The sequence below is a fragment of the Cohnella phaseoli genome (assembly GCF_003386235.1).
Taxonomy (GTDB): domain Bacteria; phylum Bacillota; class Bacilli; order Paenibacillales; family Paenibacillaceae; genus Cohnella; species Cohnella phaseoli.
Genome location: NZ_QRDZ01000046.1, coordinates 34,868 through 52,586, shown reverse-complemented (window position 1 = coordinate 52,586; position 17,719 = coordinate 34,868). Strand labels below are relative to the sequence as shown.

Sequence of the window (17,719 nt, the reverse complement as noted above, 5' to 3'; positions counted from 1 at the left end):
TCCGACGGACAGGATGCGTCCGCTTCCGTAACCCTATGTCAGCTTCTACATAAGCACTCCCTCCTATTGTACCCCTTCTTGTCCGAGGATGGGAGTCTTCCTCCCAATTTAATCCTCCATGCGGACGTTCGGATCGTAGTCGGCTACGACGAGCACATCCATATGGCGACCTCTCCGCAAAAGCGTCTGAACGACGGATTTGCGCAAAATTGGCGACCAGCCCCTCCGACCGGATTGCCCGACGATCAACTGCGTTGCCCGAAGCTGCGCCGCTCTCTCCAACAGGACGTCGGCCACCCGCCAGCGCTTGTCGTTCTCGCAAATATTAAAGCGGCCTCCCAATCTTTCCGTCAGATCTCGCATCTGTTTCATTCTTAGTCCGACCTCTTCGGAAAATCCGTCTACTGGACGCACATAGGACACATGCCATTCCGCCTTCAGGCGGTGGGCGATTCGAAACCCGCGCCGGATCAACCGGTCGGCATTCCGGCTTGCCGAGACGCAGACGAAGATGCTCTCGCGTTTGTTCCACGGTCCCCGAAGCGAGCCTCCCCGTTCCCAAGCCTCCAGCCTTTCATCCACATCGTCCGCCAGTTCGCGCAGCGCCATCTCCCGGAGCGCGATCAGATTGCCCGTCTGAAAAAAATGATCCAGCGCCTGGTCCACTTTGTCCCTCGCATACACTTTGCCTTCGCGCAGCCGCTGCCGCAAAGCCGACGGAGCGACGTCGATCAGCTCGACTTCGTCCGCCAGTCTCAGGATGCTGTCGGGCACCGTCTCGCGAACGCGCACTCCCGTCATCTGCTCGACGGCGTCGTTCAGACTCTCCAAATGCTGCACGTTCATCGTCGCGATAACGGAAATTCCCGCTTCGAGAATTTGCAAGACATCCTCGTACCGCTTTTTATTCGCGCTTCCGGGCACGTTGGTATGAGCCAGTTCGTCGATGAGCACAGCTTCCGGATTGCGCCGCAGGATAGCCTGTACGTCCATCTCTTCGAGCTTCGTTCCCTTGTAGTCGATGCGGGAGCGGGGAAGCGTCTCGAGGGCGACTATCTGGGCCGACGTTTCCTCGCGTCCGTGAGTCTCCAGCAAGCCGATGACGACGTCGATCTTTTTGCGCAGCAGGTCGTTGCCTTCCCTGAGCATCATGTAAGTTTTGCCGACGCCGGGAGCGGCTCCGATATATACCTTCAGCCTGCCCCGTTTGATCTGTTCAATCTTGCGTTCAATTTCCTCTTGGGAAAGTCGACGGTACGCATCGGAAGGCGGACTCGGCTCGTTGACCCGCTTGGCCGGCAGCACGCGTTCCCCGGCATAGTCCGCCCGGTCGGCCACGAAAAACACGTCGATGTTTTTGGTCTTCCGCAAAATCCCGTCCGCGATCGAGCCGCGCCGGAAGTCTTGCCAGAAGCTTTGCTTGGAATGACCGAGCACAATCCGCGTAACGTTGTGGATCATGGCATAGCGTACGAGCGTACGGGGAACCAGCCTTCGGGACTTCATCGGCAATTCCTCGATCGTCGCTCCGATTTTGTCGGCCAGCTTCGCCATCGACCGCTTGAATTGCTCCTCTTCCTTGGACAGCTTCCGGCGCGGATTGGCCAGCGTAACAATCTTCAGCTCCCCGCCCAGCCGTTTGGCGATCTGCTGACCGCGGCGGATGTGGATCGATCCGTTCCAATGGTACTGAGCGGACACAAGAATGCGTTCGGAAGCACCGGATGGACCGATCCGCCCCTGCTTCTCGCGGTGCTTTTCCAGCGACTCGTTCACGCCCTCGGCCATTCGTCTCAGAGCGAGCTCGCGCAGCTTGCCGATATTGCCTTTCTGCAGAAAGCCGGAGCCGTCCCGGGACAGATCGGCGAGACTGCCGTCATGCAGCCGCGCCAGGATCGTCTCCGGGCTGACGTCGATCAACCTGACCTCGTCGGCAAGGTCGAGCGTATCCGCCGGCACCGTCTCTTCCGCCTCGATCCCGGTCAGCCTGTAGGCCAGCTCGGTTATCCCCTCCAGCTCGTAGGCGTTGACCGTCGCAATGACGCTAATCCCCTTGCCTAACAAGCAGCGGATATCCTCAAGCCTAGTGCCGTATTGCGCTCCGGGGCGGTTCCGGTGCGCAAGCGCGTCGACCAGCACCACCTCCGGATTGCGGTCCAGCAGCGCCTTCAGATTTAAATCCTTTTTGCTCGCGCCTTTGTCGTTAATCCAATGAATACTCGGAATTCGCTCCAATCCGGCAAGCTGCTCGACCGTTTCCGGACGGCGCATCGTCGATACGGCGCAGGCGACGACGTCGATGCCCTGCCGCTTCAGCGCCTGTCCTTCCCGCAGCATATGATAGGTTTTGCCCGAGCCGTTGACGGCGCCGATATAGACTTTCAGCCGCCCGGCCTGCATTTTATAGATGGAAGATAAGAGCTCCTCGGGCGTCTTGCGGCGATAAGCGTCCATTGTCGGCGGCCTCCTTCGTCTTGAATAGCAACGGTCGGTCCTCCCTTCCCGTCCTTATTGATTCCGACTGTTTTCCATCGCTTGCAGCTCCAGGTTCAGCATAAGCACGTTCACCCGCGGTTCCCCGATAAGACCGAGGTCGCGCCCCTCCGTATGCCGCCGGACCAACTGCTCCAGGTCATCGACGGGAATACCCGTCAGCTTGCTGATTCGCGGAACCTGAACCTTCGCCGAAAGCGGCGTAATATGGGGGTCGAGCCCCGATCCGGAATTTGTAATCAGCGAGACCGGCAGCTCGGATTCCGGAACGTCCGGATTGTCCTTCTTCCAAGCTTCGATCGAATTCCGCATGCGCAGCAGAAGTTCCGGGTTCGACGGAGCATAGTTGCTGGATCCCGATCCGGCGCCGTTGTAATCGATGCTCGACACCCGGCCTTGGAAAAACGCCGGATCGGAAAAATTCTGTCCGATCAGCTCCGACCCGACAACGTTATCTTGCGAGTCCCTGATCAGGCTGCCGTTCGCCCGATCCGGCATTAGCGTCTGCGCGACACCTGTCATCGCCAGCGGATAGACGATCCCGCACAATAGTAAAAACAAGAGGCTTGCCCGCAAAGCCACTCCGATGAATGAAACTCCGGTCTTGCCGGAATTGCCTGCCGTATTTTCCATAGCTCTCTCCCCTTATACGCTATATCCATAACCCGACGAACAGATCGATCAGCTTAATCCCGATAAACGGGGCGACGACTCCGCCGAACCCGTAGACGAACAGATTGCGCCCAAGCAGCTTCGCAGCGCTCATCGGCTTATATGCAACGCCCTTCATGGCTAACGGAATCAACAACGGGATAATAATGGCGTTAAAAATTAACGCCGATAAAATTGCGGTTTTCGGCGATTCCAAGCCCATGACGTTAAGCGCGCCCATCTCCGGAATCGCTAGAATGAACATCGCCGGAATGATAGCGAAATATTTGGCGATATCGTTGGCGATGCTGAATGTCGTCAGCGCTCCGCGCGTCATCAGCAGCTGCTTGCCGATCGATACGACCTCGATGATCTTGGACGGGTCGGAGTCCAGATCGACCATGTTCGCGGCTTCTTTGGCGGCGATCGTGCCGCTGTTCATTGCCAGCCCGACATCGGCTTGCGCCAGCGCAGGCGCGTCGTTCGTGCCGTCGCCGGTCATCGCGACGAGCTTGCCTTCGGCCTGTTCCCGGCGAATGAGCGCGATTTTGTCCTCGGGCTTACTCTCGGCGACGAAATCGTCGACGCCCGCTTCCCGAGCGATCGTGGCCGCCGTAAGCGGATTGTCGCCCGTGCACATGATCGTCTTGATGCCCATCTCGCGCAGTTGATCGAATCGATCCCGCATTCCCGGCTTGACGGTGTCCTTCAAATAGATTAAGCCGAAGATTCTGCCGTCGACCGCGACCGCCAGCGGGGTTCCTCCTTCGCGGGCGATGGCGTCGCTCTTAACGTCCAAGTCCTCCGGCACCTTCCCGCCCAGCGAGACGATCCATTTCTTCACCGTGTCCACCGCGCCCTTGCGAACCTTCCGGCCGTCCAGCAGGTCCAAGCCGCTCATCCGCGTCTCCGCCTTGAATTCCACGATTTCCGCGCCGCTGGCTTGCGATGCGTCCAATTCCAGGCCGATGCGCTTCGCCAGCTCCAGCACCGACCTTCCTTCCGGCGTCTCATCGTGCAGCGAGCCGATCGCGGCCCATTCGCCGACCGTACGGACATCGTGGCCGCCGACCGGAACGAACTCGCCGGCCATCCGGTTCCCGTACGTGATCGTTCCCGTTTTGTCCAGAATCATCGTGTTGATGTCGCCGGCCGCCTCGACAGCCTTGCCGGACATCGCCAGCACGTTGAATTGCGTGACGCGATCCATGCCCGCGATGCCGATCGCCGACAGCAGACCGCCGATCGTTGTCGGGATGAGACACACGAGCAAAGCGATCAGCACCGGAACCTGCAAATCAATGCCCAAATAAGCGGCGATCGGCTTGAGAGTAACGACAACGATCAGGAAGATGATCGTCAGGCTGATCAGCAGCGTGCTCAGCGCCAGCTCGTTCGGCGTTTTCTGCCGCTTGGCGCCCTCGACGAGAGAGATCATCCGGTCGATGAACGATTCGCCCGGGTCGCTCGTGATTCTCACCGTAATCTTGTCGCTGACGACCCTGGTGCCCCCGGTTACCGAGCTGAAGTCTCCGCCTGCCTCTTTAATGACGGGGGCGGACTCCCCTGTAATGGCCGATTCGTCGACCGAGGCCAAGCCTTCTATCACCTCGCCGTCGCCGGGAATCGATTCGCCTTGGGAGACGACGACTACGTCGCCCTTGCGCAGCTCCGTGGACGGAACGACTCGCACCGCCCCTCCGACAAGTTTGTTGGCTTGAATCTCTTTTTTCGTATTTTTCAAGGACGCCGCCTGGGCCTTGCCTCTTCCTTCCGCCAACGCTTCGGCGAAATTCGCGAACAGCAAGGTAAAGAGCAGAATGAAGAATACGGTCAGATTAAACCCGGTATCCCCCTCCGTTCCGACAAGTCCGGGAAATAACGACAGCAGCAGCACGATGGCCGTTCCGATCTCCACAACAAACATAACGGGATTGCGAATCATGACGGCCGGATTCAATTTCAATAGACTTTCCTTTAATGCGCGCCCTACGATCGAGGACGTGAGCATCGATTTACGTTTCACGTTCATGATAAGTTCACCTCGTCCTTAACCCAGCTTCAAATGCTCGGCGATCGGCCCCAGCACGACGGCCGGCAGAAACGTCAGCGCGCCAATGATCAATACCGTGCCGATTAATATGCCGTAGAACAGCTTATTGTCCGTGCGAAAGGTGCCGATCGTCTCGGGCACCCACGGCTTGCGGACAAGCGACCCCGCCACCGCTAGCATGGCAATCATCGAGACGTAGCGGCCCAGCAGCATCACGAGCCCTGTCGTCATATTCCAGAAAGGCGTATTGTCCGCCAGCCCCTCGAAGCCCGAGCCGTTATTGGCCGCGGAAGACGCGTATTCGTACAGTACCTGCGTAATGCCGTGCGATCCGGGATTTGTAATCGCCCCGCTGCCCGCATCCGTCAGAAAGGCGATCGCCGTTGGCACCAGAATAATGAAGGGATGCGCCAGAATGGCTACGGCGATCAACTTCATCTCGCGCGGCTCGATTTTACGGCCCAAGAACTCCGGAGTTCTGCCGACCATTAAGCCGCACAGAAACACGCCGAGCATGGCGTACATCAGCATGTTGATCAAACCGACGCCCTTGCCTCCGAACACGACGTTCAGCATCATCTGACCGAGCGTGCCCAAACCTCCGAGCGGCGTTAGCGTATCGTGCATATTGTTGACCGTCCCCGTCGTCGCCGCGGTCGTAACAGCCGAGAACAAAGCGGACTGGGCGATGCCGAAACGGACCTCTTTACCTTCCATGCTGCCCTGCGACGCGTCGATTCCCATAGCGGCTATCGCGGGGTTGCCGCGAAGCTCCGAGAAATAAATCAGCGACAGGAAAGCGACGAACAAGGTCATCATCGCGCCGAAAACGACCCAGCCTTGTTTGCGATTGCGGGCGAAACGGCCGAATACGTAAGGAAGCGAAGCCGGCAGCGCCCACATGGACAACATCTCGACCACGTTCGTGAGCGGATTCGGATTCTCGAACGGGTGCGCCGAGTTGGCGCCGAAGAAGCCTCCGCCATTCGTTCCGAGATGCTTGATGGACTCGAGGGCCGCAACCGGGCCCATCGCGATGCTCTGCGTAGATCCTTCGAGCGTCTGGACGATTAACGTCGGGTTCAGCGTAAGCGGAACTTGCAAAGCGACAAGCAGCAGCGTAACGAGGATTGCCGCAGGCAAGAACACGCGAGTATGGGCTTTGACGAAATCCTCAAAGAAATTTCCCAGCGTCTTTCCCTTGCTCGTAATCCCTCTGATAAAGGCAATCGCCACAGAAAAGCCCGTAGCGGCCGAAGTAAACATCATCATCGTCATAACGGCCATTTGCGAGAAATAGGAAACCCCCGATTCGCCGCTGTAATGCTGAAGATTGGTGTTGGTCATAAAGCTGATCGCAGTATTCAGGGAAAGCGTCTCTTCCATGCCGCCGATTCCGCTCGGGTTAAACGGCAAGTATTTTTGCAGCCTCAAAATAACGTAACCGACCGCCGTCAGTACGATATTCGTCAGCAAAAAGCCAAGCGCGTATTGCTTCCAAGTCATTCCGCCGCGGTTCTTCAGCCCGATCAGCCGGAAAATAAGTTTCTCGAACGGCCCGAATATCCGGTCCTGCCCGTTCTTTTCGTTCGAGAACACATGATACACGTAGGTCCCAATCGGTTTAACCAGCAGCGCTAGCATTGCTAGGACAAGCAAAATTTGCACAATTCCCATCGGCCTTCCTCCTCTATCCGAAAACCACGTTTTTCGTCAAAATTTCTCCGGGTGAATCAATGCGTAGACGAGGTAGATAAAAACACAAGCGGCCGCAATCGATACGACGATCATTTTCGTTCGCCCCCCGCCTCTTCGACGACCCGGTCGCACCAGATCGTAAAACCGTAAAACAACGCGAACGTTCCCGCCAATATAAACGCCATGTACACATCTAGCATAGGCGTAGCCTCCTTACATACTCGGTCTCGAATCAAGGGCGATCAGAAACGCATACACGCTAAGCGAAAATAAGCACAACAAAAAGACCGCAGAGGATTAACCCTGCGGCCTACGCTCACAAGTTCATCATCCTCTCCCCATCGGACACGACCATACGACATAATCGTCGGTCGCCCGTCAACGCTTACGAGGTTAGCTGTCGGATTCGGGCGGTGAGAGTCGCCCTACCCGAGCCGGCCGCATCCTAGGTGCAGTCGGCTCGGGATTCACCCCGGACGGCGAGACGATCGGCTCTCACACCGATCGTCCCTCCGTCAATTGGTTCCCCCGCTTTCCGGGTCAGGCCCGGAAACTCAGCGATTCGAATGGAACGATATTAAAATCATGAATCGAATATTACGCCTGCCCCCAAACTTTGTAAAGCGATCCTGACGGCTTCCAAAAGCCGTTTGGCCCCGCCGCGGGAATTCGTACCGCTTACAATCGCCCCGAGCTTGACGAAGCTCCTCGCAGCTCTCTAATTCTCGTCTTCTCGCAATCTCCGCATCGTCGGATCTTCCGATCTCTCCTTTGTTGTCGCTCTTCAGTGGATTCCTGCTCGCGCAGATGATATGATACGAAAGGATATAATGGACAAGGGGGACTCGAGCTTGAAATCAGGAAGTCATCGATTGTCTGTATCTCTACTTGCGGTATTCGCGCTTCTGTTGATCGCAACGGGATGCGGAGGCAAACAAAAGGAGGATTCTACAATGGGCGGATCAAACAATCCGATCGTTACGATCGAGATGGACAGCGGCAAAACGATTAAAGTCGAGCTCTATCCGGAAATTGCGCCGAACACGGTTAACAACTTTGTTTCCCTCGTAAGCAAGGGCTTCTACGACGGAACGATCTTTCATCGCGTTATTCCCGGATTCATGATTCAGGGCGGAGACCCGGACGGAACCGGCATGGGCGGTCCCGGATATTCGATCGAAGGCGAGTTCTCGCAAAACGGCATCAAGAACGACTTGAAGCATACGACTGGCGTTCTTTCCATGGCTCGCTCGGGCAATCCGAACAGCGCAGGCTCCCAGTTTTTCCTTATGGTCGCCGACGCTCCGCACTTGGACGGCGCATACGCAGCCTTCGGCAAAGTCATCGAAGGCATTGAGGTCGCACAGGAGATCGTCAACACGCCGCGCGGAGCCAACGATCGTCCGAAAACCGATCAGGTGATGAAGAAGGTTACCGTGGACACTCGCGGCGCCGCAATCCCTGAACCTGAAATCATCAAGTAAGAATAAGGAGTATATACCTCCCTCCGATGCTATACGCTCCTGAAACCTGAATGGGTAAACCCGTTACAAGGTAGTTTCATGAGCGTATGAGGCAGTCTACGGGAGGTATATACTCCTTGCTTTTTGTTTATCGATCATCTTAATCAGTCCTGCTTAGGGGACAGCCCCTTTTTTCTTGGATATGCCTTAATCCATGCCGCCTCGAATCACTTCATCCCGCACGTGCCACTTGGAATTCCGAAGCGTCTGTCTCGCCCCTTGAATATCCCCTTCCTTCAGCCGCTCGTAAAGCTCCGTATAGACGACTCTTCCCGTGAACGGCCGATTCGGCCGCTTGTAGGAACGATGAACGACGACGAAAAATAAAATTTTGTCCTTGTAAGCGTCGAAGGTTTGAAGAATATGACGATTATGAATCGTCTCCAGCAGCGTCCGCATAAACAGCAGGCCGTTCTCGTAATAATCGCGATATTTTTTAAGGTCGCTGGCTTCGATCAACGCCTCCAGATGCGTTTTCATTTTCGGCAGGTTAATCTCGCCGCTATACTGCTCCACGACGTCTAGCGTATACAGATACAGCGCGGTCAGCAGATCGAAAATATCGAACAGCTCCTGAACCTCGATCGCGTTCACGCGAATGCCGCGCTTGGACAATGTCTGCACGAAGCCTTCCTTCTCCAGCAGCCGGATCGCATCGCGGATCGGCGTACGGCTCATATTCAATTGCGCCGCCAGCTCGCTCTCGGATAGCAGCATTCCCGGAGCGTAATCCGCGTTCAGCAGATTGTGACGTATTTGTTCATAAGCGATTTCAACTAGCGGAGAACCGGACATGCGAGAGCTCCTTTTATCGTTATCCTATTAATTATACCGATCAATGTTATCGGAGGATTAACTCGGCGGCGTTTTGCAGTTATCTACTGGAAAAAAAGACTGCCCCTAGCAATCGTCCCATCCGCCCAGCCGGCGGTGAGAGTTTGCTTAGGAGCAGCCTATTCGAAGACATATATTACGCAGTCGGTCCGTTATTCAAACGCGGAATAAGGAATTTCGAACTCCGGCATTCCCGCCGCGTAAGGCGTATATTCGTACTGACCGAAATAGACGACGATGCCGTTATGCTTGAGGAAGAAATCGCGATCCGGCTCGATCGTCTTGAACGGAGCCAACAGTTGAAGGCCGCGCGCTTGAATCTGTTTTTGGATGTGAGAATTAATGATCGACACGTATTTGGCCTTGCCTCCGGTCACGTCCGCAAGGGAGAGCAGCTTGCCCGTCTTCAAATCGAACGTGTAGGTGACGCGGGCCGTCGACCCGTGAGCGCCCCCGGTATAGATATAATAATCGACGTACAGGCTCAGCTTGTCTTGCTCGTTGTAGGAAACCGTGTAGGTTCCATCGAAGGTAACCTCGTAAGAGCCGTCGTCTCCTTCAAGCGCATTGGCGAGCGACTCCTTGGCCAGCTCGACGTTCAGCTCGGCGTCCTTCTTCAGCAGTTCGTTGATTTTCTTCTGCGCGTCTTCGTTGGCATAGCCGGCGATTTGCGGATAATGCACCAGGATCGATTGGCGCTTTTTATCCTCCTTGATCGCCTGAGTCTCGATAGTCAGCGAATTTTCCCGAATCTCCTCGATTCCGATTCCTTTGGTCGCAGGGTCGTAGGCAACGCCGTAGCCCATTCGCTCAAGCAGAAATCTGAACGGAACGTAACTCGTGCCGCTCTGGACGATAGCCGGAAGGCCGTAAATTTGCTGATCGTTCAACACTGCGCTGCCGTCGCCCAGATTTAGCACAAGCTCCCGGTCGCGGCCGGTTACGGTGATCGTATTGCTTGTCTTGTTCCATTTCGTCGTCAAGCCGATCTGATTGTTAAGACTGCGCAAGGCGACATAGGTCGTGCCTTCCGAATTAATCGCAGGCAAGGTAACCGCCGTGCCGTTCACGTCGATCGCTTGCTCGATGATCTTGTAACGGCTCGCCGCCGCGTTGGCCGCATCCCCGGACGGGAGCAAAGGGGCGATCGCAATTGCCGCCGCAACGGCCCAGGTCATTGTTTTTCTCGACACTCTCAATATAGAAATAGGCTGCATCGAAATACTTCCTCTCTAAGAATTAAGTTTTCCCTCTTGTTATAGACGCAATTCCTGTCGAAAGGGTTCGGTCTTTCCCGAAAATAAATGCGCGCTGTTGATAACCCGCTCTAGTATCTTATATGATAGGGGAATCTAAGCTTACTAATGTTGGGAGGTGCTGCTCCATGCCCGAGAGCGGAAAAGAACGCGCGAAACGCAATAAAACGATTGCGCTCAGCGAAGCCGAGAGAACGGAATATCGCGCACGGCTGATCTCGTTGGCGGCGCCGATGGAGGCGGAGCAGCTGCTGAACCGCACGGTCTGCCAAAATCTGTTTGAGGCAATCGATTATTTGCCGGACGAGTTCGTAGATTTGCTGTTCATCGATCCTCCGTACAATCTGACGAAAAATTTTAACGGCCAAACCTTTAACCGTATGAATCATCGGGAGTACGCGGAATGGCTGGACGGCTGGTTCGGCAAGCTTATGCGCATTCTGAAGCCCGGCGCGACCGTCTACATATGCGGGGATTGGCGATCCAGCCATTCGATCTTCGAGATCGCTTCCAGCTATCTTAACGTCATTAACCGGATTACATGGGAACGGGAAAAAGGGCGGGGAGCGCTCTCGAACTGGAAGAACGCCTCGGAGGATATTTGGCACTGCACGAAATCGACCGACTACAAGTTCTATGTCGATCGCGTCAAGCTGAAGCGGCGGGTCATCGCCCCTTATCGGACGGCCCATGGCGTGCCGAAGGACTGGGCGGAAGGCGAGGACGGCAAGTACCGCCTTACGCATCCTTCCAATCTGTGGACCGATCTGACGGTGCCCTTCTGGTCCATGGCCGAGAACACGGATCATCCCACACAGAAGCCGGAGAAGCTGCTGGCCAAAATCATTCTAGCCAGCTCGGACGAGCGCGACGTCGTTTTCGATCCTTTCGGTGGAGCAGGCACGACGGCCGTCGTCGCCAAAAAGCTGAACCGGCAGTTCGTCACCGTCGAGATCGACGAGTCTTACTGCTGCCTGACAGAGAAGAGACTGCGACTGGCCGAGCAAGACGCCTCTATTCAAGGGTACTCGGACGGCGTATTCTGGGAACGGAATACGCTTCCGCGCAGCGGGCAGCCTCGGCTTTAAAGAAAACGACGGACGTTCTGTCACCAGAGCTGGCTCCGTCAATGCTACGATTGGAGGGATTTCCCATGATTAGAGTCAAAGAATTTGTGGATAGCGACAGCTCCCTGGCCGAGAAAAGAGTGAACGAATTTCTCGCCGAGCTGAAGGACGAGCAAGTGATCAACATCTGCTACAGCTCGATCAGTAAACCGAGCTTGAACAATATCAGCGAGCAGCGCAGCGCGATCTTGGTCGTCTACAGAACGGATTCCGCTCCATCCCCATCCGCCAAACGATAGCGCGGATATCGGCAGCCGCACGGAATTCGGCTCCTAGCGGCAAATCCCCCTTGAGCGAACCGTCGGCGGCGCCGCGGTCATAGCGAGGGGGATTTGTTTTGCGTCTCTGCGATTGGCTATTTACGTTCGCCCACGTAAGATCGGAGCTTTCGTTGCCGCTTTACTCAATGCCTTCAACACTATACCCCCGAATGCGAATGATGAATTGCCTATTCTTATTTCCGGCCGTAATCCGCCTTGATCTCGCCCCATTGCTTCGTCTGCCATTTGAGTACCTTGTTGGGGTAGCTGTTCGTCTTCAGCCAGCGGACCGCGCGGTCGATCAGATCCCAGATTTCCCGTGTCGTCTCGTCCCTCGGGAGCGTAGTGGATACTTCCTTCTGCTTGACCCATTTCATCGCGTTGACGGAGTCGCTGTAGACCGTTTTGCCGCTGCCGATTTTCTTCAAATAGGCCAGCGCATGCACGATCGCGAGGAACTCTCCGAGATTGTTCGTTCCTTTGGCGATCGGACCTACCGCGAACAGCACCTCCCCCGTCTTCGTATCCACGCCTTTGTATTCCACCGGTCCCGGATTGCCTCTTGTGCCTACGTCGACGGAGATGCTGTCGTAGTCGACCTCCCCCAGGCTCTCTCCTGCCCCGGCTTTGGCGGAGCCGGTCTTTTTGCCGCTGCCCCAATGCTTCTTCCAGCCTTCCCGGTACGCTTGATCCGCGGTCGCCTTGGATTCGTAGGACTTGTATTTCGCCTCGTCGAACTGGTTGATTTGCTTTTGGCACTCCGCCCAGCTATCGTACACCCCGGGCTTGCGTCCGACCCATACGACGTAATGCTTCGTTTTCGTTTTCGACATCTTTCGTTACTCTCCCGTTCCGTCAGCCGTTTAACAAACGGTCGTAATGATCGGATTGCCGTTCGTAATAATGATCGTATGCTCAAACTGCGCGACGCGGCTGCGATCGGGCACTTTAAGCGTCCAGCCGTCCGCCTGCTGGTCGACGTAGGTCGCCCCCGTCGAGACGAACGGCTCTATCGTAATGACCTGGCCCGCCTTCAGCACTCTTCGGTCGCGCGGCTCGGAATAGGGCAAAATCTCGAAGGGCTCCTCATGCAAGCTTCTGCCTACGCCGTGGCTGCACAAATTTTCGATAATGCGGTAGCCTCCCCGCTTTGCTTCCTCCTGCATCGTTTTGCCGATCTGGTTCAGCTTGACGCCGCCCTTCAAACCGGAGATTACCTTCATCATCGTCGCGTACGTATGTCGGCACAGACGATCCACTTCGGTCTCGACGGGAGCCACCTGAAACGATTGGCCGGCATCGGCGTAATAGCCTTCCAGCTCTGCAGATACGTCGACGTTCACCAGGTCGCCGGCTTGAATGATCCGGTCACCGGGAATGCCGTGAGCAACCTCTTCGTTAATGCTGATGCACGTATAGCCGGGGAATTGCACGTCCTTCATCGGAGCGGACGCCGCTCCGTGCGAAAGCAGTACGTCCCGGCCGATCAAGTCGAGTTGCCTCGTCGTCATTCCGGGCTGCGTCCGCTTTTTCATTTCCTCAATCGTTAGGGCCACGATTTTGCCGATTTTCTTCAATTGGTCGATGTCTTGAGGGGATTGCGCGATCATAGGCCGCTCCTTCCTGTGAAGAGAAGTCCCGTTGCATTCCGAAAGGGATCTAATCGTTACAGTATCTCAGTTCATTTAATATATCTTAACCTTACAGCTTTTGACTCTTTTGCTCAACTGCGCGAACCATACAGAGGTAACAAGCGACTGCGCCGACGTTCGCCGCGGCGATCAGCAGACCCATAGGCAGCGCGTTCGCGCTTCCCGCTACGCCGACCAGCGGCGCCAGCGCCGCGCCGAACAGAAACGCCAGCAATCCGAGCAGCGCCGAAGCGCTTCCGGCCGCATGCCCATGCTTGCTCATCGCCAGCGTAAAACCGGCCGAGCCGACGAGACCGACGCTGGAGACGACGAAGAAGAGCGGCACAAGCAGCGCGATTAGACCTCCGCCCGCAAGGATGACGGCCAACAGAGCCAAGCCCCCTAGCATAGCGAGCAGCAGACCGGTCACAAACAGCTTCTTCTCCCCTATTCTTCCCGCCAATCTCCCCGCCGTTTGTCCCGCAATTATTATTCCTACGCCGTTAATGGCGAAAAACAAGCTGAACAGCTGCGGAGATACACCGTAAATGTTCTGCAGCACGAACGGCGAGCCCGAGATGTAAGCGAACATGGCCGCCGTCACCAGCGCCTGCGACAACGCATACCCCATAAACAACCGGTCTCCGAGCAATGTGCGGAACGTCGAGAATGTCGTCTTCAGCCCGCCCGTCATCCTTTTTTCCGTCGGCAACGTCTCGCGCAAGCCGAAAAAGACGGCGAGCAGCGTAACGACTCCCCAAGCGGCGAGCACGATGAATAGTCCTTCCCATGACGTAAACTTCAGCAGCTGCCCGCCGACGACCGGCGACAAGATCGGCGCTGCGCCGTTAACCAGCATGAGCATCGCATAAAATTTCGTCAGCTCGGAGCCGGAATACAGATCCCGGACAATCGCCCGGGAAATGACGATGCCCGCCGATCCTGCCAAGCCTTGCACGAACCGGAGCGCGATCAGTACGCCAATCGACGGACTGAAGGCGCACAACATCGAAGCGATGGCGTAGACCGCCACTCCGATCAGCAGCGGTCCTCTACGGCCGCGAAAGTCGCTGATCGCCCCGGCGAACAGTTGGCCGACCGACAGTCCGATCATACAAGCGGTCAAGCTGAGCTGCGCGTAGGACGAACTCGTGTGCAGATTTTCCGCCAATCCCGGCAGCGCCGGCAAGTACAAATCAAGAGATAAAGGCCCGAAGGCCGACAACGATCCGAGCAGCGCCACATACCAGAGCCGTCCGGCGCTGCCGCGCTCTCCCGTCCCAGCCGCAAGTCTGTCTTGATATCTGTTCAAAATAACGATCTCCTTGTCTATTTTGCATCCTCCTATCATAGTACGAGCGATTTTGAAACTTCAAGCTTTATTCCCATCGTCGCGTCGCTGAGCTATAATACAGATGTTCCCACTGGCTCGTCCTTATAAGAATTCATAGACAGGAGACCAAGCATGGACATTATTCCGATTGCTACGCATTTAATCGATGAAGATAAAGAGCAGCCCCGCTACCAGTTCGACGACGAAGCTCTGCAGGAGCTAATGAACAGCATTGGAGAGCTGGGGCTGCTATCGCCCATTAAAGTCCGCAAAACCCCGGACGGGCGCTACAAAATCATTTACGGCAACCGGCGTTACAAAGCTTGCACCGCGCTGAGCCTGCCGACGATTCCGTGCATCGTATCCGAAGCGACGGACGAGATGGAAATCTATCTGGAGCAGATCGCGGAAAACTTGACTCGGCAAGGCTTCTCTCCGATCGAGGAAGCCGAAGCTTTCAATAAGCTGCTGACCGATCCGAAGTTCAGCAGCTCGGTCAAGTATTTGTCCAGCAAGCTGGGCAAGCCGGAAAACTATATTAAGAACAAGCTGGAGCTGTTGAAGTTCAGCCCCGCCGTCCGCCAACTGATCTCTGCCGGCACCGAGATTAAGAAAGGACGGCTGACCGAGGATCAAGTGATAGCGCTCAAGGACTTGCCAATGGAATATCGCGATTCTCTGGCGCTTATCATGGCCGAAGACGAGATGCCCGTCACCGATGTGAAGCGGATCGCGCGCTTGTTCAAGGATAAGGAAATTTCCGACGCGACAAAGGGCAAGCTGCTGTTTAAGACGGGATACCAGCTGCTCGAAACCTGGTCGACGTACGAGCACAACCGCAAAGAAAGAGCCAAAAGCGCGATGCCCAAGGAGGAGCCTTACATAGCGCCTCCGGAAAATTCGGTAGCGGAGAATGGCACTCAGGCGCCGGTTCCACCCGCGGCGGAGGAAAGATCGGCCGTCGATCTGCCGAGAGCAAGGGCAAGAGTAACTTCCGAAACCGTTCAGCTCGCCATGCCCATGCTCTCCGGCCTGGCGGAAGAGACGCCTGAATCGGATGAAGACGATGAGCCTACGTCCGGCAGCTTCGTCGAGGACATGCTGAACCTGCTGCTTGCCACCTTGCCTCCTCCCGGCCCGCTGTCTCCGTCCGACCTGCCGGAGCTGGAAGGCATCGAGCTGCAGCAATTCTCCCGGGACGTGGATACGCTGATCGCCGATCTGGAGAAGCATCTCGCGGAATGGCGCTCGGTAAAGGATATGCTGACCGTCAGAAAATAAAAGAAAAACCCCTTTCGGGGTTATAGAAATTTGAAAATGAACTGAGGCGAACGGATTCAGCTCCGAAGCTGTCTCAAACCAATGCCATCTCCGTTCGTATCTTGAAAGCTCCGAGGGTATACCTGATAGACGACCGTCAACTTCCACCATTTTTCGCGCATGATTTTTGCTCCTTAATGATGATATTGCGGTAAATTATTCACTGCTCTTTGCCAGACTACCTGCCGCGATATGTCCGTAGGAGATCGTCGCTCCTTTTGTCGGGGCGGCCCATTTTACCGCGCCGTCGCAACCTCAAGCGAATCCACCGTCCGCAAATATCCTGCAATCGCGCCGTGAATGCCTTCCGGATAGATTTCCGCCACGTGCGGGTTTGTTTTTTCGTGCCGATATTCATTCCACACGGTAACTTTAATCGTTGCCATTGGTTGAAACCTCCTATTCGCAATAAGCGGGCCGACCTATGGCCCGCCCGCTCCTACGTGTCTATTCTGATAACGGGTCTGACGAATTCGACAACGATACGGTGCGCCGTTGCTCGCTCGAACGAATGACGGCGTCCAGCACCTCCTGGTTGCGATAACCATCCATGAAACCCGGCAGGCCATCCGGCGCTTCGCCGTCCAGCAGCAACAGAAAGTCGCCGTACTGCGTCGCCTTGCAATGCGCCGGCACATCGACGACTGCCCGTGCGAGTCGGCCCGGCGCCTCCTCGCGGGTCCAGACGACCCGCTCGGGTTCCAGCGTCGACGCATGCAGCGTACCGAAATCGCCGTAGATCGTCACCTCGTGCTGATTATCCGAGCCGACCGCATTGCGAGAGGATTGAAAGACACCGGCCTCGCCTCCCGCCATCAGCCCTTGGAAGCTGACAAAGTCGTCGATCTCGATCTTGACCATCCGGCCTGTGGCGGGATCGCGCCGCTCGGGAACGAGAGTGCGCAGTTGCGCCGACAGCTCCTTGAATTCGCCGAACAGAAACCGCGCCATATCGATCATATGCGAGCCCAGATCGCCGAGTGTGCCCGTTCCCGTAATCTCCGGGTTGAACCGCCAAATGTAAGGCGTGTCGTTCAGAACCGAGCCCCAGCCTTGCAAGTACTGGACGGAGAAGCTGCGCACCGCGCCCAGCTTCCCTTCCCGAACCAGTTCCCGCGCATAGCGGAAGGCCGGCGTGTAGCGATAACTGAATCCGACCATGCCGCGTATCGGCTGCGCTTCGTACTGCTCAAGCAGAGCATCTGCCTCCTGTAAAATACGGGTAAACGGCTTTTCGGCGAGAAACGGCTTGCCTGCCTCCAGACAGGCGCGAATGATCGCTGCATGAATATGGTTCGGCGTCACGGAAACAATGGCATCGACGTCCGGGTCTGCGATCAGTTGTACAAAATCGGTATATCTTTTACCGGGCGCAATGCCGAGCGCATCGCCTTTTTCCGCCAGCGCCTGTTCATTCACATCGCTGACCGCAACAACCTCGTAACGGCCTTCCTCTGCCATCCAGCGAAGATGCGAATGCGCCATTCCGCCGAGACCGATCAATCCGATTCGATAGGTTTGCATCGTATCGTCTTCACTC

The 17,719-nt window shown here is 56.1% G+C and carries 15 protein-coding genes, 1 pseudogene and 1 riboswitch; of the genes and pseudogenes, 4 read left to right on the top strand and 12 right to left on the bottom strand.

The genetic code is table 11. From position 1 onward, the window contains the following. Positions 1 to 108 precede the first annotated feature (108 nt). The 5 genes from DFP98_RS35515 to kdpF are packed head-to-tail and all read right to left on the bottom strand — an operon-like array spanning position 109 to position 6,988. Positions 109 to 2,454 carry a universal stress protein gene (locus DFP98_RS35515; protein WP_116065377.1) on the bottom strand — a complete coding sequence of 782 codons (2,346 nt, stop codon included), beginning with the start codon at positions 2,452 to 2,454 and terminating at the stop codon, positions 109 to 111. A 54-nt stretch (positions 2,455 to 2,508) separates the two neighbouring features. Then, on the bottom strand, positions 2,509 to 3,126 hold the full coding sequence (gene kdpC, locus DFP98_RS35510; protein ID WP_116065376.1) for a potassium-transporting ATPase subunit KdpC: 618 nt from the start codon (positions 3,124 to 3,126) through the stop codon (positions 2,509 to 2,511). A gap of 19 nt (positions 3,127 to 3,145) precedes the next feature. Then, positions 3,146 to 5,176, bottom strand: a complete 2,031-nt coding sequence (gene kdpB / locus DFP98_RS35505) for a potassium-transporting ATPase subunit KdpB (RefSeq protein WP_116065375.1) — start codon at positions 5,174 to 5,176, stop codon at positions 3,146 to 3,148. 18 nt (positions 5,177 to 5,194) lie between these two features. Further along, positions 5,195 to 6,874, bottom strand: coding sequence for a potassium-transporting ATPase subunit KdpA (gene kdpA / locus DFP98_RS35500; protein WP_116065374.1), 1,680 nt, complete (start codon positions 6,872 to 6,874; stop codon positions 5,195 to 5,197). Positions 6,875 to 6,910: 36 nt separating this feature from the next. Further along, entirely contained in the window at positions 6,911 to 6,988 is a 78-nt protein-coding gene (kdpF, locus tag DFP98_RS40350; RefSeq protein ID WP_116065393.1) for a K(+)-transporting ATPase subunit F, read from the bottom strand. 274 nt (positions 6,989 to 7,262) lie between these two features. After that, positions 7,263 to 7,465, bottom strand: a riboswitch (cyclic di-AMP (ydaO/yuaA leader). Between the two features lie 260 nt (positions 7,466 to 7,725). Between kdpF and DFP98_RS35490 the strand changes: the two genes are divergently transcribed. Next, complete coding sequence (locus DFP98_RS35490; protein WP_116065373.1) at positions 7,726 to 8,379, top strand: peptidylprolyl isomerase; 654 nt, start codon at positions 7,726 to 7,728, stop codon at positions 8,377 to 8,379. Between the two features lie 186 nt (positions 8,380 to 8,565). Here the strand turns inward: DFP98_RS35490 and DFP98_RS35485 are convergent, their stop codons facing one another. Both DFP98_RS35485 and DFP98_RS35480 read right to left on the bottom strand, forming a co-directional pair. Beyond that, positions 8,566 to 9,213: a GntR family transcriptional regulator gene (locus DFP98_RS35485; protein ID WP_116065372.1), complete on the bottom strand. Its 648-nt coding sequence runs from the start codon at positions 9,211 to 9,213 to the stop codon at positions 8,566 to 8,568. Positions 9,214 to 9,404: 191 nt separating this feature from the next. Then, positions 9,405 to 10,469 carry a stalk domain-containing protein gene (locus tag DFP98_RS35480; RefSeq protein WP_116065371.1) on the bottom strand — a complete coding sequence of 355 codons (1,065 nt, stop codon included), beginning with the start codon at positions 10,467 to 10,469 and terminating at the stop codon, positions 9,405 to 9,407. Positions 10,470 to 10,636: 167 nt separating this feature from the next. Between DFP98_RS35480 and DFP98_RS35475 the strand changes: the two genes are divergently transcribed. Beyond that, positions 10,637 to 11,596, top strand: coding sequence for a DNA-methyltransferase (locus tag DFP98_RS35475; RefSeq protein WP_116065370.1), 960 nt, complete (start codon positions 10,637 to 10,639; stop codon positions 11,594 to 11,596). A gap of 65 nt (positions 11,597 to 11,661) precedes the next feature. Then, positions 11,662 to 11,874, top strand: a complete 213-nt coding sequence (locus tag DFP98_RS35470) for a sporulation protein Cse60 (RefSeq protein WP_116065369.1) — start codon at positions 11,662 to 11,664, stop codon at positions 11,872 to 11,874. A gap of 215 nt (positions 11,875 to 12,089) precedes the next feature. Here DFP98_RS35470 and rnhA read toward each other — a convergent pair whose 3' ends face one another. The 3 genes from rnhA to DFP98_RS35455 form a co-directional block, all read right to left on the bottom strand. Continuing rightward, positions 12,090 to 12,728, bottom strand: coding sequence for a ribonuclease H (rnhA, locus tag DFP98_RS35465; protein WP_116065368.1), 639 nt, complete (start codon positions 12,726 to 12,728; stop codon positions 12,090 to 12,092). Between the two features lie 30 nt (positions 12,729 to 12,758). Continuing rightward, on the bottom strand, positions 12,759 to 13,505 hold the full coding sequence (gene map / locus DFP98_RS35460) for a type I methionyl aminopeptidase (RefSeq protein ID WP_116065367.1): 747 nt from the start codon (positions 13,503 to 13,505) through the stop codon (positions 12,759 to 12,761). A gap of 91 nt (positions 13,506 to 13,596) precedes the next feature. Continuing rightward, a complete protein-coding gene (locus DFP98_RS35455) occupies positions 13,597 to 14,838 on the bottom strand; it encodes a multidrug effflux MFS transporter (RefSeq protein WP_246017058.1) in 1,242 nt (413 codons plus the stop codon). 153 nt (positions 14,839 to 14,991) lie between these two features. On the opposite strand from DFP98_RS35455, the gene DFP98_RS35450 reads away from it, so the two are divergent. After that, a complete protein-coding gene (locus DFP98_RS35450) occupies positions 14,992 to 16,140 on the top strand; it encodes a ParB/RepB/Spo0J family partition protein (RefSeq protein WP_116065365.1) in 1,149 nt (382 codons plus the stop codon). Between the two features lie 281 nt (positions 16,141 to 16,421). Here DFP98_RS35450 and DFP98_RS35440 read toward each other — a convergent pair. Further along, a pseudogene (locus DFP98_RS35440) lies at positions 16,422 to 16,565 on the bottom strand (ThuA domain-containing protein); the annotation flags it as partial. Between the two features lie 61 nt (positions 16,566 to 16,626). Beyond that, positions 16,627 to 17,703: a Gfo/Idh/MocA family protein gene (locus DFP98_RS35435; protein ID WP_116065363.1), complete on the bottom strand. Its 1,077-nt coding sequence runs from the start codon at positions 17,701 to 17,703 to the stop codon at positions 16,627 to 16,629. Positions 17,704 to 17,719 lie beyond the last annotated feature (16 nt).